Raw genomic sequence first — 23,319 nt, forward strand, 5'->3', positions numbered from 1 at the left:
CATAGCACGCGAAAATCAGAAGTAAGATGGTGCTCCACCGAATGATCAAAGCCATTCGTCTTTGTTCTGTCTGTAGTGGTCGCACGCTACCTCCGAGCCGAATCGTTAGAGCGACGCAATTGTTCGGTCGGGCCCGGCTGCAGATCGCGTGTCCCCCGGGCGTCACCGCCTTGGTTCAACTTACCGCGGCGATGCCGCGACTGCATCAATTGCCATGGCTTCGGCTGGACTGCGCCGTCCGCTGAGGCCCGAATCCCGGTTGTGGAAGCGATTCATTGCTCGGGCGTCTGCTCGAGTCCCGCTCGCGGTGATAAGTGATAATCAATCTCGCGTGGTGAGATTCATAAATTTAACATCGCGGGCAACGCGCGGAGGGGGCACGTATTCGCCCCACTATGGACATTTGCACCTGGAATCCTGTTCCGTCGGTCGTCCGAACGGAGGAGCTGTGCCGAGTGGGCACTGGGCATGCCTTGGCGGTTGCCGGCTCTATCTACGTCTACGTCGTGAGCTACCCCACGCACTCTGTCGTCTAGAGAAGGTACGGGCAAACACTATGTTGAACAAAATCCCAAATGGCGGCATATTATTAGGACACAAACGCCGGAGCTTCAATTGAGCGAAGCACGGAACGTGCGCTGCACCGACGGTTCGATGCCTGGTTGCAGCTTTTGCCTTCGGGCTGACGTAGCAGATGTGCAGATAGCCCTTATCGGGAGGAGACACAAGATGGATACGCCCCCTTGGCGAAAACTGATGGCCGGCTCCGTAGGAAACTTCGTCGAGCTGTATGATTTCGCCGTCTTCGGATTTTCTGTTCCGATCCTGTCGTCGCACTTTTTCCCCGGAAACGATCGGACTGCTGCTCTTCTCAGTACCTTCGCGGTTTTCGCCGTCGCATTTGTCGCGCGCCCCCTCGGCGGTTTGATATTCGGATCCATGGCTGACCGAATCGGACGCGTAAAGGTGATGGCTATCACCGTCTGTCTTATGGCATTGGGCACCGCGGTCATTGGATTGCTCCCTACTTATGCCGAGATCGGGATGGCCGCGCCGATTATGCTGGTCATGTGCCGTCTCCTCCAGGGGCTCGCATTGGGTGGGGAGACAACCGGTAGCCAGAGCTACATCGTTGAGTCGGCACCGAACGACCGCCGCGGCCAATGGGTGAGTTTCACGCAGCTATTCGGCCAGCTTCCAAACGCAATCGTCGCTGTCCTTCTGATTGCCGTCCAGGCTTTCGCAGGCTCGGCGGCATATGAGAGCAGGTACTGGCGTATCCCGTTTCTGATTGGCGGCGTCATCGGCATAGTAGGTTTCTGGATTCGTCGAAACGTTGACGAGCCGGAAGAGTTCAAGCAGGCGATCCGAACAAAAGAAAGCCGTAGTCCATTGCGTGATGCCTTTCATGCAGGGGGTATAAAGGCGATGCTGCGCTTGCTCATGATCATGCCCGTCTATTTCGCGGGGGCGTACATCCTTTTTGGCTTCATGTACACCTTTCTGATAAGGGTTGCGAAGCTCGAGCCGACTACCGCGCTCATCACCAATGCTATCTCGGTCGTTGTTCTCTGTTCGATCATGCCGTTTGCAGGCATTCTGAGCGACCGTATCGGTCGGAAGCGCGTCATGTCGCTGGGGGCGGCCTGGCTGATGCTTACGGCATACCCAGCCATTCATTTCGCCGCGTCGGGGACTTTCGCCGGTGCGCTTCTCGGACAGGTACTGATAGGAATCGGCCTGGGCGTCAATGGGGGTGCCAGTTATGTGGCCGCGGTTGAGTTCTTCCCTACCAAGTACCGGGCGACGGGGCACGCCATTTCCTATCAGATCACCGTGGCGATCCTCGGCGGAACAAGCCCGTTCATCGCGGCATATCTATCCCGCCTCCTGGACACTCCGTTTGCACCTGGACTCTACCTTGCCTTCATCGCTGCAGCGTGCCTGATCGCGACGCAATTCGTACCCGAGACAAGAGGCGTCAGGTTGCGCACCTCCGTCGAGTCGTCGATCGGCGATCCGGATCGGATTGCGTTGCAGAAGGCGCGCTAGCGGCAGCGTATCGGCTGACGGCCGGGCTGAAGGTCTATGGACCTTTGTGAGTGCGGTGCGTTTTCTGGAGTCGCGCAATTTCAAGAATCGCGGTCGGGGCGGGGAATCACAGGCGTTGGAATGTGTTCCTGTGGGCGCCCCGGGCCGCGCCAATTTCCCGTGAGGAGATATCCGAATGGAAACCTACGACTACATCATCATCGGCGCCGGGTCGGCCGGCTGCGCGTTGGCACGGGGGCTTACCGATAATCCGGACCACAAGGTCCTGCTGCTCGAAGCAGGCCCCCCAGCCGATAAGTTCTGGGTCAATACCCCTGCAGGCATGGCGAAGTTGTACTTCCACAAGGACCTGAACTGGAACTACTTCACCGAACCCATGCCGGCGCTCCGCAATCGCCAGATGTACTGGCCGCGCGGCAAGACGCTTGGTGGCTCGAGTTCTATCAACGGGATGGTGTTCATCCGGGGCCACCGCAAGGATTTCGATAGCTGGAAAAAGCTGGGCAATACGGGCTGGGGTTATGACGACGTGCTGCCGTACTTCAAAAGCATGGAGCACAACGAGCGCGGCGAAGACGAGTATCGCGGCGTGGATGGCCCGCTGTGGATAAGCGACCCGGTCACTAAGGTCAAGAGTTCCTATGACTTCATTGAATCAGCTCGTAGCCTTGGCCTTGAACGCACGGAAGACCTGAATGGTGCGGTTCACGATGGAGTTGGCTTCATGCAGCACACCATCCGTTCGGGACGGCGCTACTCTGCATATACCGCGTTCATTGATCCTGTTCGCCACCGGAGAAACCTCACCGTAAAGACGGACTGTCTGGTAAAGCGAATTCTGCTCGAGGGCAACGTCGCCACGGGCGTGGAGGTGATTTGTGAGGGCGAGCTTCAGAGTTTCGCGGCTGCACGGGAGGTGATTCTGTCGGCGGGATCATTGAATTCGCCTCAGATACTGATGCTCTCAGGGATTGGGCGGGGCGAGGAAATGCAGCGGCATGGGATACCGACGCTTGTTGAATCTCCAGGGGTAGGGCTTAACCTTCAGGACCATTTCTACGTGCATGGCAGCTACGAGACAACCCGAGAAAGCTCGTATAACTACCAGCTAGGCGGGTTGAGAAAGTATGTTGAAGGTGCACGCTACCTTTTTACGCGTAAGGGGTATCTGGCACTCGGATCGTCCCAGGTGGGGGCTTTCATTAAAAGCCGGCCGGAGGAAGACTATGCTGATCTGCAGATCAGCTTCAACCCTATGACATTCACATGGCACCCGAGCGGGGAGATTACGGTTGATAAGGAGCCAGGTATGCGCGTGTCCGTTTATCTCCTGCGTCCCCGTGCTACGGGCATGGTTTCCTTGCGTTCAGCGAATCCCGCTGACGCTGCCGTCTTCCAGCCAAACTTCCTGACGAATGAAGACGACAACCGCGCGATGATTTCTGGAGTCAAGCAGATCCGGAAAATTATGGCGACCGAACCCATCGCATCCAGGGTCATCCGGGAGCGCGTCCCAGGGCCCGGTGTGAAGACCGATGATCAGATTTTTAACTGGATGGAGGAAACTGGAAACTCCGCGCACCACCAGGCCGGCACATGCAAGATGGGACGGGACCGCCTTGCGGTCGTTGACGAGCGGTTAAGAGTGAGAGGTGTCGATCGACTACGCGTTGTTGATGCGTCCATCATGCCGCATCTCACGTCGGGCAACACGAACGCCCCGACAATAATGATCGGGACAAAGGCGGCGCACATGATTTCGCAGGACGCGGTGCCACGTCGCCAGCAGCGCGCAGCTGTAACACCGGAAAGGAACCACGTCGAAGCGTAGCGACAAAATGCAAGGTCTCGCCTGCGACGTGCGGGCGACACCGTGCGGGCGCAATGCCTCGTTGAGGGCGGTCGCGTTAGGACTACTCAGAGAATATGAGAAATAAGCACTCTTGACGCGTAGAAGTGCAGCGGGTGGGAGGGGGAAGGAAATATCGGTCGTCCGCGAATGAGGCAATGGAAGCCTGAAACGGCGCCGGGCGGTGCCTTCTGCTCGTGGCGCTGTTCGCGTGCCGCGGGTCACATAAATTTCGACTAGAAGATCGACTTGGCTATGAAGAGACTAAATATTGGAGCGGGGGTCACCTTCGCCGGCGTAGCAATCGTCGTCACCGGCTCAGCGTTTGCGCAGAGCAGCGTCACCTTGTACGGAGCCGTCGATAACGGGATTGGCTATCAAACGAGCCAAACGACCCTTGGATCGACATCCGGCGGCCGCTCCGCCGTCAAAATGATTAACGGCGTCTGGCTCGGAAGCCGTTTCGGGCTGAAAGGCGCGGAAGACCTGGGTGGAGGAAGCAAGGCGATCTTTACACTGGAGGAGGGTTTCAACAGCGGTACAGGCGCGCTCGCCACAAACGGGCTGATGTTTAGCCGCCAGGCCTTCGTCGGCGTGTCAAACGACACCTACGGGTCGCTGACCGCGGGGCGTCAGTACGTGTCGTATTACCAGTTGCTGTCACCGTTCGGACCGACGCAATGGCTCACCGGCTACTTCGGTGCTCACCCCGGGGACGTCGATGGCCTCGATACGGGCTACCGGACAAACAATACGCTGCTGTATATGTCGCCGAAGCTGTATGGAGTGACGCTTAGCGGCTCATATTCGCTCGGCGGTGTACCTGGTAGTGTAAATCGGGGCTCCACCTGGAGTACCGCTATCCAGTATGCCCAGGGACCGCTTAGCTTCGGCGTCGGCATCTCCCGGGCGAACAACTCTACCGCGGGCGGTGGGGCATTCGGCACGGACTCCACGACGTCGAACGCTGGCGCGCAGCCGGGCGTTTCCGCGTTGACCAATGGATACCAGACGGCTCAGGCTCAACAGCGCTTTGCTGCGGGGGCAAGCTACACGTTCAGCAGCGCCTTTGACGTTCGGGCCATTTACACGAACGTCCAGTACGTCCCGGGTGTTGGGTCGAAGTTCCACGATGAGGCCATTTTCAATACCGGAGGGGTAACACTGCACTACAAGCCTTCGGTCGCCTGGGATCTGGCCTCCGGTTATAGCTATACGCGCGCAACAAAAGCGAACGGAATCACCAGTAGCGCGCAGTATCAGCAGTTCAATCTCTCCGAGTACTACTCGCTGTCCAAGCGGACTGGGCTGTACGCGGTCCAGGCGTACACCCGGGCCAACGGGAAAACGCTGGGCACAAACGGGGCAGGGAATATCATTACCGCGACGGGGACGATTGGCGACGGGTTCAATGCAACCCCGTCGTCGTCGCCAAGCATTTTCGCGGCGGGTGTCGGTATCGTTCACCGGTTTTGACGCCCGGTCGTCGTGCTTGTGATGAGCCGGGCCGCATTCAGCCGGTTCTGGCAGGCATGCTGAAGATCATTCTGAAGGCGCTGGAGGAACAATGCTCGCTTCAATTCACCTGACCTATGTGCTTGGCACATTACCTTTCGAGGAGAGATTTGCCGCCGCCAGAAAACTGGGCTTTCAGGCCGTTGAATTTCCCTTTCCGTATGCGGTTCCCGCACGAGAATATGCAAGGCTGCTTGATGACCATGGCCTCGCACAGATTTCGATCGGCGCTCCCGCTGCGGACTATAAGGCCGGCGCGCCGGCTTATTCGTTGACTCCGGCGCTCAAGCCCCAGTTCGATGAATCAGTCAGCACCGTGATCGAGTACGCAAAGGCGATCGGATGTTCCCGCGTTCATGTGTTTGCAGGGTCTCGAGCGCCAGATGTGTCGCAGGAGCTCGCCTTTGAAACCTATTGCAGCAATCTTGCGGAGGCGTACGACCGCCTTCACGCAGAAGGCCTAGGCTTGGTTATTGAGCCGGTGAACTCGACAGATTTCTCAGGCTACTTTCTCGATCGTCTCGACCTCGCGATCGCGGCGATTTCACGCTCAGAGCGGCCAAGGATAAAAATAATACTCGACGTCTATCACGCGCACGTCAATGGGGAAGACCCGGTTGCGTTTCTCGGAGACCACGGGAGCAGCGTCACGCATATTCAGCTGGCTGACTTTCCAGGGCGACATGAGCCGGGCACGGGCACAGTTGACTTCGACGCTATCTTTCAAGCGCTCGTTGACATCAATTACCCCGGATCCGTGGGCCTTGAGTATGTGCCGACGCGCTCAGTCTTCGAAGGCGTCCCATTATCGAGGCAGCTCGGCTTGGCGGTTGAGTCCGGTGCGTCATGAGGGTCACTTGCCGCTGGGCGCTCGCATCCAGGGTCGCCGCCCGCGCCGCTTGCCACAAAGAGGGGCGTCCCCGCTGTCGCCCCTCAGCAAATTTTATAAATCGCGTCGGGCACGACTAAGTACAGGCGACTGTCGGGGCGAAGGCCCAGGTCATTGCCCGGCTATCCCACTCACACATAAAACACCCAAAGGATCACCTATGCCGGCTCATTCAGATATGCCCCATTCCCGCCTGGCTGCCCAGACGGAATTGGGTGCCACGCTGCGAGCGGCCCGAATGGCGGGAGCCGAACCGAAGCCGGAGCATCGAACGCATCAACCTGAAGACGGCTTGCCGGGCAGGTCATCTACCGCGCCTGTCAGCGTGGAATCCGACCTTTATGTGCCGGGATTGGAAAATGGCGAACGGGTCGCCGTGATTGCCGGGGGAGGTGGGGTGGTCGGAGCAAGTCTCGCGCGCACCTTGGTGAGCAAGGGCTGGGAGGTCATTGGACTCGCCCGCAAGCGCGTGGACATACCCGGTGTGCGCTGGGTCGGCGTTGATCTCCTCGATGCGCAGGATTGTCATGCCAAGCTCAGCGCGCTGACTAAGACGACGCACATCTTCTGCGCTGCCCGCTACAACTTCGCCGAGGGTGGTCGCGAGCCTCTGGACGAAAACCTGGCGATTGTCCGCAACGTAGTCGAAACGCTTGATCATGCCGCGCCGGGCCTTCGTCATATTCATATGGTCCAGGGCATGAAGTATTACGGCTCGCATGCTGGCCCCTTCATGACACCGGCGAAAGAAAGCCATCCGCGCTGCCCAATCCCCAATTTCTACTATCTGCAACAGGACTACCTGACTGAGAAGCAGGCCGGTGCTCGCTGGACGTGGTCGGTGAGTCGTCCCGACGCGTTGCTGCATGCGGTGCCAGGGGTGCCGCGCAGCCTGGTCAGCGTGATCGCCGTCTATGCTCTCATTTGCCGGGAGCTCGGGCTACCGCTGTCGTTTCCGGGGACCGAGGCGGCTTTCCACGCGCTCTATGAATGCACCTCGGCTGATCAGCTTGCAGAGGGACTGCTATGGATGTCTGAAGCGCCGGCCGCGGCCAATCAGGCCTACAACCTGATCAACGGTGACTACATCCGGTGGGTCAACCTATGGCCAGTCTTCGCCCGTTATTTCGATATCCCGCTTGGCCCGGTGCAGACAGTAAAACTGGTCGACGTGATGGCAGACAGAGGCCCTGTCTGGGACCGTATTGTCCAGCGTCACGGCCTGGAGCCTTGGCCGTACGACCGTGTCGCGTTGTGGGCTTACGCCGACTATATCTGGTCGCGCGGCTGGGACGTCATGGCGGACATGACGAAGGTGCGGCAGCACGGCTTTCACCGCACGGTTGACACGGAATCCGAGTTCGTCCGTTTTTTTGACGAGTTGCGGTCGCAGCGGGTTATCCCGTGAAGCAGATTGGAAGACGGGAAGAGAGTCCCAACGATCTATCCATGCGCGACAAGGAGAATGATCCTTCTGCTGCCAATCTGCACGGAGAACCTGGGATCTGCGTTCGTCAACGCGGGCTGATTCTGCCGCGGCCGCCAACGACCAGCGAGGCTAGAATCAGAAGAGCCGCGCCACCCCCAAACGTGGTCCCGATCGAAAAATGATCCAGCAGTACGCCTCCAAATTCGGCGCCGAGCATGATTGCGAGCTGGATTGCTGCGATCATCAGCCCACCCCCGCTTTCTGCCTCGTCGCTGATGCCTTTCGTCAGCCATGTCGACCAGGAAACAGGGATCGCAGATTGCAATGCGCCCCAGGCAATCATCACCGGCGCTACTGCCCACAACGTGTGGCCGACCGCGATGAGAACCAGTGTTACCGCGGCCAGGGCCAGTGGCAATAGCCGGAGCAATGTATTCAGACGACGCTCAAGCAACGCGCCGGCGCCGTAGGTCCCGGCAAATCCTGCCAGTCCGAGCCCCAACAATAGAAGTGACAGTTGTGGAACCGTCACTTGTGTGTACGTCTCCAGAAAGGGGCGAAGGTACGTAAAAATGGTAAACGCTCCTCCGAATGTAAGCATTACGGCGAGCATGGCCCACGCCACGTGCGGACGTTTGAGTAAGCCAAAGACCTTTCCGACGGGATTAGGCGCATCTGGGCGCATCGCCGGCAAGCTGACCCATTGCCAGACAAGGTTAAGCAAGACCACGGGCACGAGGGCCCAGAAGACTCCTCGCCATCCAATGATTCCGCCTAAAAGGCTGCCGATGGGAGCAGCAAAAGCAGTGGCGACCGCATTACCTGTGTAAAGGATGCTGAGCGCCTTCGGAACGGATTTCTGTGGCACGAGACGCATCACCGTCGCCGTCGACAAGGACCAAAAGCCACCCACTGTGATCCCCAAGACGGCGCGCGCAGTCATTAAAATCGCGAAGCTGGGCGCCTCGGCGATCAGTACCAGAGACGCCAGCATCAGGATGGTGAGTCCCATCAGTACAAGGCGTCGGTCGAGGCGGCCTGCTATGGACGGGATAAACAGGCTCGTCAGAACCGCAAAGAGTCCAGAGATCGAAATGGCTTGTCCGGTCATGCCCTCGGTCGCGCCAAGATCGTGAGCGATCGGGGTCAGCAGACTTACAGGCATGAACTCCGAGGCGATTAACATCGCCACGCACAAAGCCATTGAACCCACGGCGCTCCACACTTGCCGCCGTGGTGCGGCGTACTGGACTGTCGTAGTAGACATGGATATTCCTCAAAAAATAGGTGTCCCGCCAGGTCGCGTTTGGCGCGATCCATCAGGGTTTCTGCTTTTCATCGCAGGCGGGCAGGGGACACAATCGCTCCGATGCGAGAGCCTGGCCGTGTCGGCGAAGAGGTCTGGACTCGGCCCCGGCAGTCCCGGTCATCGAAGAGGGGAGCGCTGCGTCGGGCCTTCCCGGACCCTCCGAGGCCTGGCAGGTGGCCGAGTCCGCGCTCTTCGTGCTCGCCGGATTCAAAGCCGTCTGAGCGGCTTTCAGATGGACCAACCAATCGCCAGTACAGCAAGGAAGCACATGGTCCGAGCGTGGGCTAAGGGGCCGCAACTCCGATACGGACTACTTGCAAGCCGGCGTCGACGCGGTTTGAGCCAACTGGCTTGTGTTGTCGGACTTGCTTTGGGCAGCAAATTTCGCGGTTGCCTTCTGCGCGTCTTCCACCCAGGTTCTCGGATTTGCACGGGCGGGATTGAAGCCCGCCTCGTAGTACTGCGTCATTTCCGCTTGCACCTGGGCGCGTGAAAGCGGCGTAGCATCCTGGGCGGATGCCGTCAAGGGGCTCATCAGAAGGGCGACGGTAAATGCGATAACGACTCGTTTCATCGATGAAGCTTCCAAAGTAATTGCGAGGAACGGCGCAGGCGCGCCGCGGCGGTCTGTGGCTGTTCGATCTGCTACGAATCAACGAGGAAAAATCCCACTCGCGCTTCGCTATCAGTTGAACGCCGCTTGTCTCCGCCATGGTTGATCTTGCCAACCGTACGCCTCTGGAAGTTGCCGGCTTTTGTGTTCTGCCGGAATTTGCGAGCATTAGTTACGGCCGCGCCTTGCTTAGCCGTCCGTTGCCGCTTGTTCTGATCGCAGTGTCCGTGGGCTGCGCTGCATAGGACGGGAGCGGTTCAGGTTCCCACGACACACTGCATGTGCGAGGAGTGAACTCTAACAAGATCTCTGCAGCCAATTAAGTAGGCGGAAGTGCATGGGCCTATCACTGCGGTGCATCAATCGGCGTCCAACCGCGGGCCATGCATCGCCATTCCCGCCCGCGCGGTCCCGCTCCATGTCGCATGGTCAAATTTGCGGGATGGTAGGATTCGTCCAGATTTATTTCGTAGAGAAACTCATGGCGCGTGAAGGCTATAGCGATTTGCTTGCATTCCTTGTTGTCGCCCGGGAGCGCAGCTTTACGCGTGCGGCTGCACAGTTAGGCATGTCGCAATCAGGGCTAAGCCACACCATCAAGGACCTCGAGTCGAAGTTGGGGCTACGATTGTTGACGCGAAGCACTCGGAGTGTCGCGACGACCGAAGCTGGCGAGAGACTCTATCAGGCCATTGCGCCCCGCTTTCAGGAAATCGACGGCGAGGTCGCGGCCTTAGCGGAATTCCGCGACAAGGCGGCCGGGACAATCCGAATAACCGCCACCGACCATCCGGTCGACACGGTGATACTACCCAAGCTCAAAAGTTTTTTGGTTGAGAATCCCGACGTTAAAATCGAAATTACCGTCGATTACGGACTAACCGACATAGTCGCGCAGCGTTATGACATCGGTGTACGGTTCGGAGATCAGGTCGCAAAAGACATGATCGCGGTTCGCATCTCGCCCGATCTCCAATGGTGCATCGTTGGGTCGCCGGAATACTTTGCCCAGCGCGAAGCTCCCCAGTCACTGCAGGACTTGGTTGATCACGATTGCATTACGCAACGTCTGCCCACGTCGGGCGGCTTGCACGCGTGGGATCTTCGGGATGGTGACCGAGACGTGCAGGTTCGGGTGAACGGCAAGCTCACCTTCAACGGGGAGCACCAGTTGCTTAATGCGGCTCTCACGATCGGCGGACTCGCGTTCCTGCCGGAAGACGTCGTTGCACCATATATTCAGGAAGGCCGTCTTGTGGCTGTTATGAAGGACTGGTGCCCAGTCTATCCAGGCTACCACGCGTACTATGCCAGCCGGCGCCAACCGTCGCGTGCCCTCGCGCTTGTAATTGACGCATTGCGCTACCGTAATAGCTGAAAGCTTCCCTAGCTGAACGGTGGTCCGTTCGGCGAAAACGCGGCGGTCCCGTCGCGTCCGACGAACGAAATCTGCAAGAAGACGGGAAGATTTTCCAGAGCCAAGGCTGTGCGAACTAGCAGGTTAACCCATTACCCGTCGGCCTTCGACCGGATAGTTGGGATCCGTATAGCCCGGCGTCGACGCATGACCCGGAGGAACCAGACTGTCGACAAAATTTTCGTCGTCGGGGCCAATTTGCAGTGTCAATGCATCCGTATAGCTGTCCCAATGCGCCTCCGTGCGCGGACCGGCGATAGCGGAACTCACGAATCTATTCTTCAATACCCAGGCGATAGCGAACGCGATCGAAGTCGTGCCGCGTTCAGCAGCGTACGTCGCGACTTTTTGCGCGATGGCGAGCGATTCCGGACGCCACTCGGTCTGCTTGATGCGCTTGTCGCCGCGTCCTGCGCGTGAATCCGCTGGCGGCGCACCATCGAGCGCATATTTGCCGGTCAGCACACCACGTGCGAGTGGGCTGTATGACACGACGCCAATGCCGTAATGTCCGGCAGCAGGCATCAATTCGACCTCGGCCGTTCGATCCACCATGTTGTAAACCGGCTCGAGCGCAACGGGGCGATCAATGCCGAGTCGATCGGCAAGACGCACCACTTCCGCTATGCGCCAGGCGCGGAAATTGGACAGACCGAAGTAGCGCACCTTACCCTGGCGAATCAGATCGCCAATTGCACGCAAACCTTCTTCCAGAGGCGCATCGTTGAGCGAGCGATGAAAGTAGAGAACGTCGATGTAATCGGTGCCAAGGCGCTTCAGGCTTGCATCCACCGCCTGGCAGATCCATTTACGCGACTGCCCCTGTTCGTTGGGACGAGCCGTAGCCGACGCCGGATAGCCAAACTTTGTCGCAACGACCCAGTCATCGCGTCGCTGCGCAATCGCGCGGCCGACGATTTCCTCGGACCGGCCAGCGTGATACACGTCCGCGGTGTCGATGACATTCACACCCTGATCGAAAGCCTTGTCAATAATCCGGCGCGAGGCGGCTTCATCCGTTTCGCCGCCGAACATCATTGCGCCCAGGCAGAGGGGCGAAACCTTGAGGGCGCTGCGGCCCAGATATTCATAGTCCATCGTCATCTCTCCGTGCAGGCGGAGCCTGCGTTTGCGAAAGCGCTGCCTGACGCAGGGGCGCGCGTCCGTTCGTCGTTAGAGATAGATGATAGACAGTCGGCATCTAGCGATAAAGCCCGCAAAACCGCAAGCTCCCATGAACGTGTTTCATGAATTATTTTTTCTCGTCTTCGATTCGTCATTGCGATAACGGATTGCGTCGATAACCACTGTCATCGCTCGCGAGAATTCGCGGCGGGTTGCATAGCAGGCATGCAAGCCTGGAAAGACTGGACACCATTCCTCCAGCACCTTGACGAGATGCCCCGCTTCGACGTGCTCGTGAGCCAGGTCAGCGGGAATATAGGCGAGACCATATCCCGACAGCGCTGCCGCCAGCATCTGGTAGGTCCCGTTGAACGCGAGTTGTCCATCGACGCGGACCTGCACCCCGCGGCTGCCCTTTTTGAGTTCCCATGGATAAAAGCCGCCCAGCGTCGGCAAACGTAGATTGATGCACTGGTGTCCGGTCAGATCCTGAGGCTTCTTCGGCCGCGCATGCTTCTCCAGATACTCCGGCGCGCCGACAATCGCCATGCGCATCTCCGGCGCGAGGCGCACCGCGATCATGTCTTTGGCGACCTGATCACCATGGCGAACGCCAATGTCATAGCGATCCGCCACGATATCCGAGAGGCCATAGTCGGTCGTGATCTCAACCTTGATATCCGGGTAGTCGTGCAGGACCTTCGACAATCTGGGCCACAGGACCGTTTCGGTCGCGTAGTCGGTGGCGGTGATGCGAATCGTGCCTGCGGGTTTGTCCCGGAACTCGGTGACGGCAGCCAGTTCCGCATCGATTTCTTCAAACCGGGGAGCGATGGTCTGAAGAAGACGCTCGCCGGCTTCGGTTGGCGAGACACTGCGTGTGGTTCGGGTCAGCAGCCTGAGCCCGAGACGGGTTTCGAGCGAGCGAATGGTATGGCTCAACGCGGATTGCGAAACGCCGAGTTGCGCGGCGGCACGCGTGAAACTGCGCTCACGCGCGACGGCGATAAGGGCCAGTAGATCGTTATAACTTTCGCGGCGCATTAATGAACTCACTTCATAGGTGTTTGCCGATTCTAGCGCCTAGTCGTACATGAGTGAGTGCATTACATTACAAATGATGCGCACCGTATGTCGCAGGCAGGTCTTCAAGACAGACCGCTGGGTCCGGCACGCGCCTTTCACGCAACGACAGAACGCGGCACGGTGAATCTCAATGACGTGCGAGCGCCGGTGAGGAGCCGAACAATGAAATTACTCGCAGTTGCGGTGCTTGTGTTCTCGTTCGGCATCGCCGCGTGTTCGCGAATCGAAAGGAAAACTGACATGGAAAGTTCGGACCGCTCCGCGCCCGCGAACGTACTCGACGCAATGCGCACCGTTTCCCCCGCTCTTGAGCACTATACGACCGACGTCGTGCTGGGTGACCTCTGGAAGCGACCAAAACTGTCGGCGCGGGACCGAAGCGTCGTTACGGTCTCGGTATTGATCGCGCGCAATCAGAGCACGGAGTTGCCGTCCTACCTCGATCTCGCGCTCGACAGCGGCCTCAAGGCCAGCGAGATTTCAGAGATCATCACGCACCTCGCGTTCTATTCCGGTTGGGCCAATGCGACCGCGGCTGTCAAGGTAACGAACACCGTATTCGAAAGACGTGGAATCACGGCAGCGCAGCTCCCGCCGGCGTCCGTTGAACTTCTTCCGCTTGATAAGGCGGCAGAAGCCGAGCGCGAGACTCGGGTGCAGCAGAACTTTGGCGCGGTTTCGCCAGGCGTCGCTCAATTCACGCGAGACACGCTGTTCAACGACCTGTGGCTGCGGCCAGGGCTCGTGCCGCGCGATCGTAGTCTCGTGACGGTCAGCGCGCTGGTTGCAACCGGTCAGGCCGCACAACTGACTTACCACCTGAATCGGGCAATGGATAACGGATTGACCAAAGCACAGGCCTCGGAGGTCATGACGCAACTGGCGTTCTATGCGGGTTGGCCGAACGTTTTTACCGCACTTCCGGTAGTGAAGGACGTACTTGAAAAACGACCCGGCTGATCCGCTCCTGGCACCGCAGCGACCGTCGAAATTCTGCCGCGCGCCTGAGCGCCGGAATTCCTGTTGAATAGATTCGAGAGAGAAACCGGATGCCTGAAAAGCTCGATGGCGCCACGCGTCTGTTCCCAATCATCGGTGACCCGATCAAGTTCGTGAAATCGCCGCAGCAGTTGACCCGTGGTTTCGAGGCACGAAGCTACAACGGTCTATGCTTGCCCATGCAGGTAGCGAAAGGCGATCTGGAACCGGTCATGCAGGCGCTGGCGCTGACAGGGAACGTCGATGGCCTGCTTGTCACGACGCCGCACAAATTCTCGGCGTTCGCCCACTGTTCCACCAGTTCCGATACTGCCCGGCTGCTTGGTTGCGTAAGTGTCATGCGTCGCAATGCGGACGGAACCTGGCACGGCGATATGCTCGACGGTCTCGCGTTTGTGAAAGCGCAAACGGATCACGGCGCACGGGTAAAGGACGGCCGCGCGTTGATGGTCGGTGCCGGTGCGGCGGGCAGTGCGATCGCGATCGCGTTGCTCAACGCGGGTGTACGCGAACTAATAATTAGCGATGCAGAGGAATCCCGCTCATCACATCTGAAGGACCTGACCTCCGGCATTGGCCAAAGGCCGTGCGCGGGTCGGCCCGGCGGATCCGTCCGGATGCACCCTGGTATTCAACGCGACTCAGTTGGGATTCGCTGAAACCGATCCGCTGCCCGTTTCTGCCGATCTGCTGGATTCATCCATGTTTGTCGGCGACGTGATTGCCGGGCACGGCGTGACGCCGCTGCTGAAGGCGGCGCAGTCAGCAGGTTGCAAGACAGCGAACGGCGTGCAGATGGTCGATGCGGTCCAGGCAATGATGCTTGACTTTCTGCTGGGCCAACAAACCGGGTAAGCGCCTGGCTAACCCCTTCACGTCAAACCCTGATCGCTAAAGTCGACGATGTCGATCGTTATATCGCGTCGCCGCTGATCATTGGGCGACCTTCAGCCCCAATGTGCTGACAGCAACATCAACCATCAGGAGTATTTATATGAATCCCACGTACGACTTCAAAGGCCAGGTGGCGCTCGTTACGGGCGCAAGCTCCGGAATGGGGCTGGCGACAGCAAAGGCGTTCGCCGAAGCAGGTGCTGCCGTTGCGCTGGTCGACCGGAATGCAGAGAAGCTCAATGCCGCAACCGGGATACTGACCGCTGCAGGACATCGGGCCATCGGCATTGTGTGCGACGTATCCGATGAAGCGCAGGCCAAGGCCGCAGTCGATCGCACCGTCACGGAATTTGGCCGCCTCGACATGGCCTATAACAACGCCGGTATCCTTGGCCCCATGTGCGAAATGTCCGCCGAACCCGCCAACGGATATGACGAGGTGCTAGCCGTAAATCTGCGCGGCATCTGGACCTTCATGAAGCACGAGCTGCTGCAGATGAAGAAACAGGGTAGCGGCGCGATCGTCAACTGCTCGTCGCTCGGTGGCCTGGTCGGACTGCCGGGTCGCGCGGCCTACCACGCGAGTAAGCACGGCGTGATTGGTCTCACCAAGAGCGCTGCTCTGGACGTCGCGGCGCAAGGCATACGGGTGAACGCGATATGCCCGGGCTGCATCGACACGCCCATGGGCGATGGAATCGATCCAGAGGCGATGAAAGTGTTCCTCAAGGATCAGCCAATAGGTCGAATGGGCAAGCCGGAGGAGGTCGCGTCAGCGGTTCTGTGGTTATGCAGTCCTGGTGCCAGCCTGATCGTGGGCGTCGCATTACCCGTCGATGGCGGGTTCGTCGCGCACTGAAGGCGGTATGGGCCGGCTAGTCGCCGGTTCGCGGTCACGCCGGGCCCAAGCAAAATAGACACCTAAAGCCATACCTCTAAGCAAACAGCTTGGTCAGCGTCGGGCGCTTCGGCTGACCGGCGCATAAGCCGAACGAGTTCATCTCCGGCAATGTTGGTGGTGTCGGTTACGTCAAGGTGCTTCGCTCGTCCTTGCATTGAGAAACTTTTTCACGAACGCTATCGTGGATAGTGCAGACGTTGGTTTGCGTAAAACTGTTCACGTGCACCAGTCGGCAGCCGGGAACAATATCAAGCAAATCGCAGTTGCGCGAAAATGTTCCCGCGGCTAACCAAGGCGCCATCATGGCCGGCGCGCGCGCGGCACCTGCCGTTGGCCGGCACGCATATTCGAGCGCGGCGCTTTTTGTTTGCCCGATCACTGCGTGGCTGTTTTATGGCTTTGCAGCGCATCCCAACAGTCCCCCAAGCGACGAGCAGTTGACGATGGCGCCGCTTCCTTGCTTGCGCATCTGCGGCAATTCAAACTTCATGCAGATCCATACGCCGCGGAGATTGATCGCCATGACTCTGTCATAATACTCGCGAGGAGAGTTTGCGGTCTTCGCAGGAACATTTTGAACGTCGGCATTGATGTATGCGACGTCAAGTCGGCCGAAGGTGCTAACAGTCTGCTCAATCATCGCTTCAACCTGAGCGTCGTCGCACACGTCGCGACGGACTGCAAGCGTCTTATGGCCTTGTGTGGCTAGCTCCCCGGCCGCACGACGCACCGCGCTCTCGTGCCGGTCCGCAAGGACACTAGACACACCAAATATGATGCTGCGCGCCCGACAGTCGCGGATTGATTTACTGTTCACCCAACACGGCTTTGCGACTGCTGGCAGCTTGATGATCCAACGGCACAGCGACCGGACGAAAAACCTGACATCACAGCAGCTGCAGACATTTTTAGGATCGACGGTGCGGGTTTCATTTCGGAACATCGATTCCGGATAGATTTGCGCAAGCCACGACGACTTCAGAACCGGGGGTTGCAAAATTCGGGCTGGCCATAGATTTGAACTTGGCCGGAAAGCGGACATTTCATCATGGCCTCGACGTACCATGAACATGAACTGTAGTAGCTTTATAGATGGAATGGTCGCCTCCACCCTTAACGGACCGTCCGGCGCTACAGACTCGCATCCTGAGCGTGCGACATTGCTGGTTTGTGAGTCCTGCCGCCAGAGAGAATCAGATGGAACCCATGGCCATTGCCACCGATCTTGCGAAGCACGTTTTTCAGATATGTTCAAAAGTAGGCGGGTGCGTCAGTCGGGCCCAGGGACGGCCTTGGTGACGCGCTTCAGCACTTCACTCATGCTCTGCGTGGCACGGGACCGTGGTCGAGCGTGCGGAAAGATAAGCTGGATCGATACCGAGACCGTAGGCAAAAACGGCCGGAACACAAGAGGGCTCGTGATGACTGTGCGGTCTACGAGTGCTACTCCAACACCTTCGGCCACCAGTAAGCAGGCGGTCAGCGATGAGCTTGCATCGATAGTGGCCGCCGGCACTTCGGTGCCCGATAACCGCGCAGCATTGTCGATCAGTTTGCCCAGCATCGTTGTCGCACCGATGGAGATCACCGATTCACCGACAAGATCTTTGAAGGTTATAGTCTTCTTGCGAGTCAAACGATGGCGTCTGGGCAGAGCGCAGACGATCTCGGTGGTAGCCAGGAACTCCGACTCAACACCCGCATTATCGACCGGCCCATATATCACGCCCATGTCGGCATGGCGGAAGCCCACGGCCTCGATCGCAAGAGGCGTGGGAACCGAACGCAACGAGACGTGAACGTTTGGACTTTGTTTACGGAATAGCCCGAGCACTCGCGGGAAAATTCCGTTTGCCAGTGTTGGGGTGGTGGCAACGAGTATGCGACCGGTGCGACCATCTCTCATGGCTTGCATTGTGCGACTGAGAGTGTCAATCCTGGAGAAAATGTCGTCCACATCGGGTAACAGGGCACTCGCCTCTGGCGTCGGAGACAGGCGCCCACTAATGCGCTCGAAGAGTTTCATGCCAAGACGTTGCTCGGCGTGCTTCAACACAGCGCTGATAGCTGGCTGGCTGACATTCAATGCACGCGCTGCGCCCGTTACTGAGCCCGACTGCATAATTGCGTGAAATACTTCGAGCTGTCGAAGATTCATTGCGGCTGCCCCTCATGCTGAACGTCGTGACGAGACCCTCATTGAATGTCAAGAGGTCCTCCCTCGTCAACACGTCGGGACGCATTGACGCATGGGGGATATGGTTGGGAGCCTTCGCATGCTTGCGTAGCCACCGCGTGATGCGCCATCGTCGATGGGCGATGAACCCATTGATCAAAGGGTTCCGGTGAAATGATTCGGCCTGGACTGGAATGGCCTGGGCATTGAGTCGCTGTGCAAAAAGCGTGCGGTTTGGTCCTTTGGCAACTTCCAGAAAGGAAAAGGAGGCACCACGTGCTTGCCCTGTTGTCGCCCTACCTTCGACCGCACGCCTCTGTGCCGATGGTCGACATGAAAACGTGCGCATTCGCCGAGGTTTGAAAGGCGGACTGCTTCTGATCCGACTGCCTTTGCATGTGAGGTTCGGCGGGACTCTCCTCAAAACACCCATAACTTGCATTTATCGATGACCGTCATTTTACGATTAGGCTATCTCATGATCTGGACTTATTCTGAGGCCTCGGGAATGGAGGCGGCGTGAAGCAACGTCCGAGCCCGCATTATCTGACGACCTACTGAAAGGACCTACCATGCGACTGAGTGAACAACAATTGCGCGATTTCGATCGCGACGGGTTTCTGATCTTCCCTAGCCTGCTTACTTCTGCCGAGGTCGAAATCCTTCGCGATGAAGTCACACGTTTGCGCGAGATCGACAGCGACCTCGTCAGGCGGGAACGCAACGGCGCCGTGCGGACTATCTGGCGCTTGCACGAAGACAATGGTGTAACGCAGTCGGCAGCTTTCCGGGCATTGTCGCGTGCGCCGCGCATGCTAGAAACTGCACAGCAGCTCTTGTCTGACCCGAAGCTTTATATTTATCAGAGCAAGATCAATGTCAAGCCCGCCATTGAGGGCACTATCTGGTCCTGGCACCAGGATTACGGTCCGTGGCAGCGCGACGGCGTACCACGGGATCACATGCTGAACACGATGGTCATGCTGGACGATGCCGACGAAATGGGTGGCGCGCTGTACATTTTGCCGGGTAGCCACAAGTGCGGCCCCTTGGAACACGTCGAAGACGCGGCGGTTGGGGCGCTGAACCAGTACTCCGTGCGTCGGGACCTCTTGGTCGAGGCTCTCAATGTTGGCAAGGCGACGCCGATGGTGGGTGCCGCGGGCACGGTGGTGATGTTCCATTGCAATGTGGTGCATGGTTCGGGGCATAACATGTCATCCCGTGACCGACGCCAGGTGTACGTCGTCTACAACCCGGTTGCGAATGCACCGGCTGCGTCAGCGCGTATTCGTGGAGATCATTTCTCTTCCGGCGACCAGTCGTCGGTCGAGCTGGGCGCGGAAGACGGCGTGCTTGCCTCCGGACGACAGATAGCCTGAAAAATAGCATATCGTCAGAAGACGCTCTCGAGTGCCACGGGAAATAGTGAGCCAATAGCGCCAACCCGGCATTCGAGGATGTGCCCATGCGCCCTCTTGCCGACGTAATTCGTATCGTCTCTTGCTGAAACGGCGAAGAAGACGAGAGAAACGGAAGCAGAATCACCTTTCGAGTGTGCAATCACACGTGAGGCACTTGAAGCGCATTTCTGGCTGCCGCCAGGCGCCGGCGAAGTTCGCATGCTCAAAACGTTTGCAGATGGCCGCGAACGCATTACCGCGGTCGCCGAAAGAAAAATGCGGGTGCGGCCCCGATCAGCCCTCCCGACTCATAACCGCTGACTTCCTCGGCAAGCGCTAGGCCGCCCGCAGAGGACGTTTGCGTCGCAAACCGCCGATTTCCCCTGCGTGGCCGCCGGGATGACGAAGAACTGGCATCACAATAAGAAAAACACGACCGTTCAAAAATTGATCATTCCCTTTATGCAAAATTCCAAAACGGCGGAACAGAGGCAACTTTCCATTGCCGTCACGGTGCAGGGGAGACGTGAGAGGCAGAGCCGAGATAACACCCGTTATCGCCGCAATCGCGTGGTGGCAATACCGTGGCAAACGGGCCGGGGTAGGGCGCCTGTCGTTTGCGTTTTCCTAAGGCGGCGTCCTATGCGACGGAAGGGCTGCAGTTCGGCCTTATGGAAAGCTTCGCATAAGCCGAATTTCAGCCGTCTGGACTACCAGTCAATGCGATGCTTTTCATCGGTTTCACGATGACGACGATCGTCGTCCACGTGAAGATAGATCAAATGTGCTGCAGCACATTTGATCTATTACCGACAGTAAATTGTTATGTAGAGTGGCCAACGTAAGTGCTTTGAGAGCAAGGCGTTAGCCTTGGACTACTGCACATAAAGTTTCATGATGGGACTCCTGGCGGCCATTGGGTTCGCCTTTGGTGAACAGCTCGATCATGCACCTATCCCCTCATCAAGTTTCAAACAACCTGCCGCTGGACCGGTTCGTTACAGGGGCCTTGGGCGAACTGGAGAACCTTCGCTATAGCACCGCTGAGGTCACACATGCCGTTTTTGAACTGCGGGTCTCCACAGCCGGCTCAAATATTTATGTTGAGTACCGGCGACTGGTCTCCTTTGAGATCAAAGAGCTGGAGGTGATACTGCACATAACAACTTACTGTCGGTAATACTGGCTGGTGGTCGTGAGCGACGTATGCCCGAGATTGTCACGCACGAGGCGCAAGTCGACCTGCTGGTCCGCCATATGCGAACCTGCGCTGTGCCGCAGCCAGTGCGCTGACGCCTGCTCGAGCTGGTCAGCGCGCTGCGCATATTCTGCGCCGCGAGCCCGCAGTGTGTCGGCGGCCCCGCTGAAAACCTCCTTCACAATCCGGTGCAGCGCAGCGCGTGTCAGCGGCTTGCGCGACTGCCCGATTGCCAGCACCAGGGGGGTGTCTTCGTCCTGGGACGGCAGCGCCGGTAGTCCCCGTTCGCGACGGTATGCCGAGAGTTCCGCCATCATTTCCGCAGTAGCCGGCACCAGCCGCTCCCTGTCACCTTTGCCGAGTACTTCGAGCCACCAGCGATCCTCGCCATTTGCGTCGCGGCGGTGGAAAAACCGTCCCATCGTGTTGGTGCCGACCTCCGTGATCCGCAGACCGCCCAGATAGAGCAGGGTAAAGAGCCAGCGCACGCGTGCGTGGTGTTCGCGCTCGCGACCGGTCTGCGTTGGCATGCCCTGAATGTAGGTCTTGACCTCGAGCCACAGCTCGGGCGACAGATACCGGACGATGCGCGGCCTGGCCCGTCGGGTGCGCTGACGCGAGAGCGACAGCGGATTGCCGGCCAGATAACCGGCCTGCACCAGCCACGCAAACATGACGTTGAGGATGACCATCGCCTGTCGCTGGCTCGATCCGGCCAGCGGGCCGTAGAACGGCCGCCAGCGCGGATCGTGGCGGGGATGCTTGCGTCCGCCGTCAGCGGTCCATCGCGCGGCGGGCTGGGGATCGGCAAGAAAGTGCTGGTAGACGAGCAGGTCCTCGTGCGTGAGCGAGGAGAGCGGTTTGCCGATCTGCAGAACGGACCACAGCAGCAGCCGTTCGGCTTCCTTGCGGTAGTTGTCAAACGTGGTTTTCGTATCCACAAACCGGGCAAGCCACGCGCGAACCGCGTCGAGATCGGTGTCAGCGGCGACCTGCATGCGTCCGTTTGCCCGGTTGGCGCCGTGACGGCCATCGAGGTCGGTGGGCAACTCGATGGCACCGATCGGGCGAGGGGCGGGCAGGGCGGTATTCATGGTCGAAGAGGCGGCGGATCCGGGGGTTCTGGCTAGACGCAATTATGCGCACGCCAAGCTACATTAATTCGACATTATCGCCATTGTACTAAACCGCTGACGCGGTAGTGGGAGGGAAGCGGAGGTCAGTGCCTGGCGTTCGGTCAGGACGGTTGCCGGATGCCGGACCACGGGGAAGGGACGAGCAGGCGGCCAGGAGCAGCATGGAGGTGCCCGACCGGGCATGCCATCCACTGTTTCCAGGAGGCTCGCCATGACACTGCTCCGCCAACGCATGCTGCACGACATGCTGATCCGGAACCTGGCAGAGAACACCCAGAAGTCGTATCTGCTGCAGGTTTCGAGTTTCGCCCGCCACTTCCGGCGCTCCCCTGAACTGCTCGGCCCCGAGGAGATCCGGGCCTGGCTCGTCTATCTCCGTGAGGAGCGCAAGCTGGCCCCCGGCAGCCTCGGTCCAACGATCGGCGCACTGCGCTTCCTCTACCGCGTGACGCTCAAGCGAGACTGGAGCGACGAGGACTTTCCGTTGCCGAAGAAGCCGTTCAGACTGCCGGTCATCCTGAGCCTCGAGGAGATCAACCACTTCTTCGAATCGGTCCGCAGCCTCAAGCATCGCACCATCCTGATGACCGCGTACGCAGCCGGGCTGCGTGTGTCCGAAGTCGTGCACCTGAAGGTCACCGATATTGATAGCCAGCGCATGGTCATCCGTGTGAACCAGGGTAAAAATCGTAAGGATCGCTATGTAATGCTCTCCCCGCGGCTGCTCGAGATCCTGCGACTGTACTGGCACGACGCTCATCCCAGGGACTGGCTGTTTCCCGGCGATATTCCCGGGCGCCCCATCACCCGGGACGCAGTGGGACTGGCGTGCGACGTCGCGCGCGAGCGCAGCGGTATCCAGAAACCGATCACGCCGCATTCGCTGAGGCACGCCTTCGCCACGCATCTGCTGGAAAGCGGCACCGACGTACGCAGGATCCAGCTGCTCATGGGGCATCGCTCCCTCGCTACGACAGCAAAGTATTACCGACAGTAAGTTGTTATGTGCAGTATCACCTCCAGCTCTTTGATCTCAAAGGAGACCAGTCGCCGGTACTCAACATAAATATTTGAGCCGGCTGTGGAGACCCGCAGTTCAAAAACGGCATGTGTGACCTCAGCGGTGCTATAGCGAAGGTTCTCCAGTTCGCCCAAGGCCCCTGTAACGAACCGGTCCAGCGGCAGGTTGTTTGAAACTTGATGAGGGGATAGGTGCATGATCGAGCTGTTCACCAAAGGCGAACCCAATGGCCGCCAGGAGTCCCATCATGAAACTTTATGTGCAGTAGTCCAAGGCTAACGCCTTGCTCTCAAAGCACTTACGTTGG

20 protein-coding genes and 1 pseudogene are annotated in these 23,319 nt (G+C 58.7%); 13 read left to right on the forward strand and 8 right to left on the reverse strand.

Going from position 1 to position 23,319, the window contains the following annotated elements; translation table 11 throughout:
* Positions 1 to 729 precede the first annotated feature (729 nt).
* The 5 genes from SB772_RS09955 to SB772_RS09975 all read left to right on the forward strand — a co-directional run bounded on the left by SB772_RS09955 (position 730) and on the right by SB772_RS09975 (position 7,713).
* Positions 730 to 2,052 (forward strand): MFS transporter, encoded by a 1,323-nt coding sequence (locus tag SB772_RS09955; protein ID WP_410833088.1) that lies wholly within the window; start codon positions 730 to 732, stop codon positions 2,050 to 2,052.
* Between the two features lie 175 nt (positions 2,053 to 2,227).
* Entirely contained in the window at positions 2,228 to 3,883 is a 1,656-nt protein-coding gene (locus SB772_RS09960; RefSeq protein WP_410833089.1) for a GMC family oxidoreductase, read from the forward strand.
* Positions 3,884 to 4,156: 273 nt separating this feature from the next.
* Positions 4,157 to 5,377: a porin gene (locus SB772_RS09965; RefSeq protein ID WP_410833090.1), complete on the forward strand. Its 1,221-nt coding sequence runs from the start codon at positions 4,157 to 4,159 to the stop codon at positions 5,375 to 5,377.
* A 91-nt stretch (positions 5,378 to 5,468) separates the two neighbouring features.
* Entirely contained in the window at positions 5,469 to 6,266 is a 798-nt protein-coding gene (locus tag SB772_RS09970) for a hydroxypyruvate isomerase family protein (RefSeq protein WP_410833091.1), read from the forward strand.
* A gap of 199 nt (positions 6,267 to 6,465) precedes the next feature.
* The gene (locus tag SB772_RS09975) at positions 6,466 to 7,713 is read left to right on the forward strand and encodes an SDR family oxidoreductase (RefSeq protein ID WP_410833092.1); all 1,248 of its coding nucleotides are present in this window, start codon (positions 6,466 to 6,468) and stop codon (positions 7,711 to 7,713) included.
* A 106-nt stretch (positions 7,714 to 7,819) separates the two neighbouring features.
* On the opposite strand, the gene SB772_RS09980 is transcribed toward SB772_RS09975, so the two are convergent.
* Together SB772_RS09980 and SB772_RS09985 are read right to left on the reverse strand one after the other, a co-directional pair.
* The gene (locus SB772_RS09980; RefSeq protein WP_410833093.1) at positions 7,820 to 9,001 is read right to left on the reverse strand and encodes an MFS transporter; all 1,182 of its coding nucleotides are present in this window, start codon (positions 8,999 to 9,001) and stop codon (positions 7,820 to 7,822) included.
* A gap of 352 nt (positions 9,002 to 9,353) precedes the next feature.
* Entirely contained in the window at positions 9,354 to 9,617 is a 264-nt protein-coding gene (locus SB772_RS09985; RefSeq protein WP_410833094.1) for a DUF4148 domain-containing protein, read from the reverse strand.
* Between the two features lie 520 nt (positions 9,618 to 10,137).
* Between SB772_RS09985 and SB772_RS09990 the strand changes: the two genes are divergently transcribed.
* Complete coding sequence (locus tag SB772_RS09990) at positions 10,138 to 11,034, forward strand: LysR family transcriptional regulator (RefSeq protein WP_410833376.1); 897 nt, start codon at positions 10,138 to 10,140, stop codon at positions 11,032 to 11,034.
* Positions 11,035 to 11,157: 123 nt separating this feature from the next.
* Here the strand turns inward: SB772_RS09990 and SB772_RS09995 are convergent, their stop codons facing one another.
* Both SB772_RS09995 and SB772_RS10000 read right to left on the reverse strand, forming a co-directional pair.
* Positions 11,158 to 12,171, reverse strand: coding sequence for an aldo/keto reductase (locus SB772_RS09995; protein WP_410833095.1), 1,014 nt, complete (start codon positions 12,169 to 12,171; stop codon positions 11,158 to 11,160).
* 147 nt (positions 12,172 to 12,318) lie between these two features.
* Positions 12,319 to 13,242, reverse strand: coding sequence for a LysR family transcriptional regulator (locus SB772_RS10000; RefSeq protein WP_410833096.1), 924 nt, complete (start codon positions 13,240 to 13,242; stop codon positions 12,319 to 12,321).
* Positions 13,243 to 13,446: 204 nt separating this feature from the next.
* Here SB772_RS10000 and SB772_RS10005 point away from each other — a divergent pair, with 204 nt between their 5' ends.
* The 4 genes from SB772_RS10005 (at position 13,447) to SB772_RS10020 (ending at position 16,036) form a co-directional block, all read left to right on the forward strand.
* Positions 13,447 to 14,244 (forward strand): carboxymuconolactone decarboxylase family protein, encoded by a 798-nt coding sequence (locus tag SB772_RS10005; protein ID WP_410833097.1) that lies wholly within the window; start codon positions 13,447 to 13,449, stop codon positions 14,242 to 14,244.
* 89 nt (positions 14,245 to 14,333) lie between these two features.
* On the forward strand, positions 14,334 to 14,942 hold the full coding sequence (locus SB772_RS10010) for a shikimate dehydrogenase family protein (protein ID WP_410833098.1): 609 nt from the start codon (positions 14,334 to 14,336) through the stop codon (positions 14,940 to 14,942).
* A 43-nt stretch (positions 14,943 to 14,985) separates the two neighbouring features.
* The gene (locus tag SB772_RS10015) at positions 14,986 to 15,138 is read left to right on the forward strand and encodes a hypothetical protein (RefSeq protein WP_410833099.1); all 153 of its coding nucleotides are present in this window, start codon (positions 14,986 to 14,988) and stop codon (positions 15,136 to 15,138) included.
* 139 nt (positions 15,139 to 15,277) lie between these two features.
* Positions 15,278 to 16,036 (forward strand): SDR family NAD(P)-dependent oxidoreductase, encoded by a 759-nt coding sequence (locus tag SB772_RS10020; RefSeq protein WP_410833100.1) that lies wholly within the window; start codon positions 15,278 to 15,280, stop codon positions 16,034 to 16,036.
* A gap of 166 nt (positions 16,037 to 16,202) precedes the next feature.
* On the opposite strand, the gene SB772_RS10025 is transcribed toward SB772_RS10020, so the two are convergent.
* From SB772_RS10025 to SB772_RS10035, 3 genes are all read right to left on the reverse strand, one after another.
* Positions 16,203 to 16,457 carry a hypothetical protein gene (locus tag SB772_RS10025; protein WP_410833101.1) on the reverse strand — a complete coding sequence of 85 codons (255 nt, stop codon included), beginning with the start codon at positions 16,455 to 16,457 and terminating at the stop codon, positions 16,203 to 16,205.
* Between the two features lie 12 nt (positions 16,458 to 16,469).
* Entirely contained in the window at positions 16,470 to 17,021 is a 552-nt protein-coding gene (locus SB772_RS10030; RefSeq protein ID WP_410833102.1) for an SDR family NAD(P)-dependent oxidoreductase, read from the reverse strand.
* A gap of 327 nt (positions 17,022 to 17,348) precedes the next feature.
* Entirely contained in the window at positions 17,349 to 18,236 is an 888-nt protein-coding gene (locus SB772_RS10035) for a LysR family transcriptional regulator (RefSeq protein WP_410833103.1), read from the reverse strand.
* A 590-nt stretch (positions 18,237 to 18,826) separates the two neighbouring features.
* Here SB772_RS10035 and SB772_RS10040 point away from each other — a divergent pair.
* Positions 18,827 to 19,636 (forward strand): phytanoyl-CoA dioxygenase family protein, encoded by an 810-nt coding sequence (locus tag SB772_RS10040; protein WP_410833104.1) that lies wholly within the window; start codon positions 18,827 to 18,829, stop codon positions 19,634 to 19,636.
* A 174-nt stretch (positions 19,637 to 19,810) separates the two neighbouring features.
* A pseudogene (locus SB772_RS10045) lies at positions 19,811 to 19,978 on the forward strand (DUF1488 family protein); the annotation flags it as partial.
* An 846-nt stretch (positions 19,979 to 20,824) separates the two neighbouring features.
* Here SB772_RS10045 and SB772_RS10050 read toward each other — a convergent pair.
* Positions 20,825 to 21,949 (reverse strand): tyrosine-type recombinase/integrase, encoded by a 1,125-nt coding sequence (locus SB772_RS10050; RefSeq protein ID WP_410833105.1) that lies wholly within the window; start codon positions 21,947 to 21,949, stop codon positions 20,825 to 20,827.
* Between the two features lie 253 nt (positions 21,950 to 22,202).
* Here SB772_RS10050 and SB772_RS10055 point away from each other — a divergent pair, with 253 nt between their 5' ends.
* Positions 22,203 to 22,988, forward strand: a complete 786-nt coding sequence (locus SB772_RS10055; RefSeq protein ID WP_410833106.1) for a tyrosine-type recombinase/integrase — start codon at positions 22,203 to 22,205, stop codon at positions 22,986 to 22,988.
* Positions 22,989 to 23,319 lie beyond the last annotated feature (331 nt).

This window comes from Paraburkholderia sp. SIMBA_030 (genome assembly GCF_046535245.1).
In the GTDB taxonomy this organism is placed as follows: domain Bacteria; phylum Pseudomonadota; class Gammaproteobacteria; order Burkholderiales; family Burkholderiaceae; genus Paraburkholderia.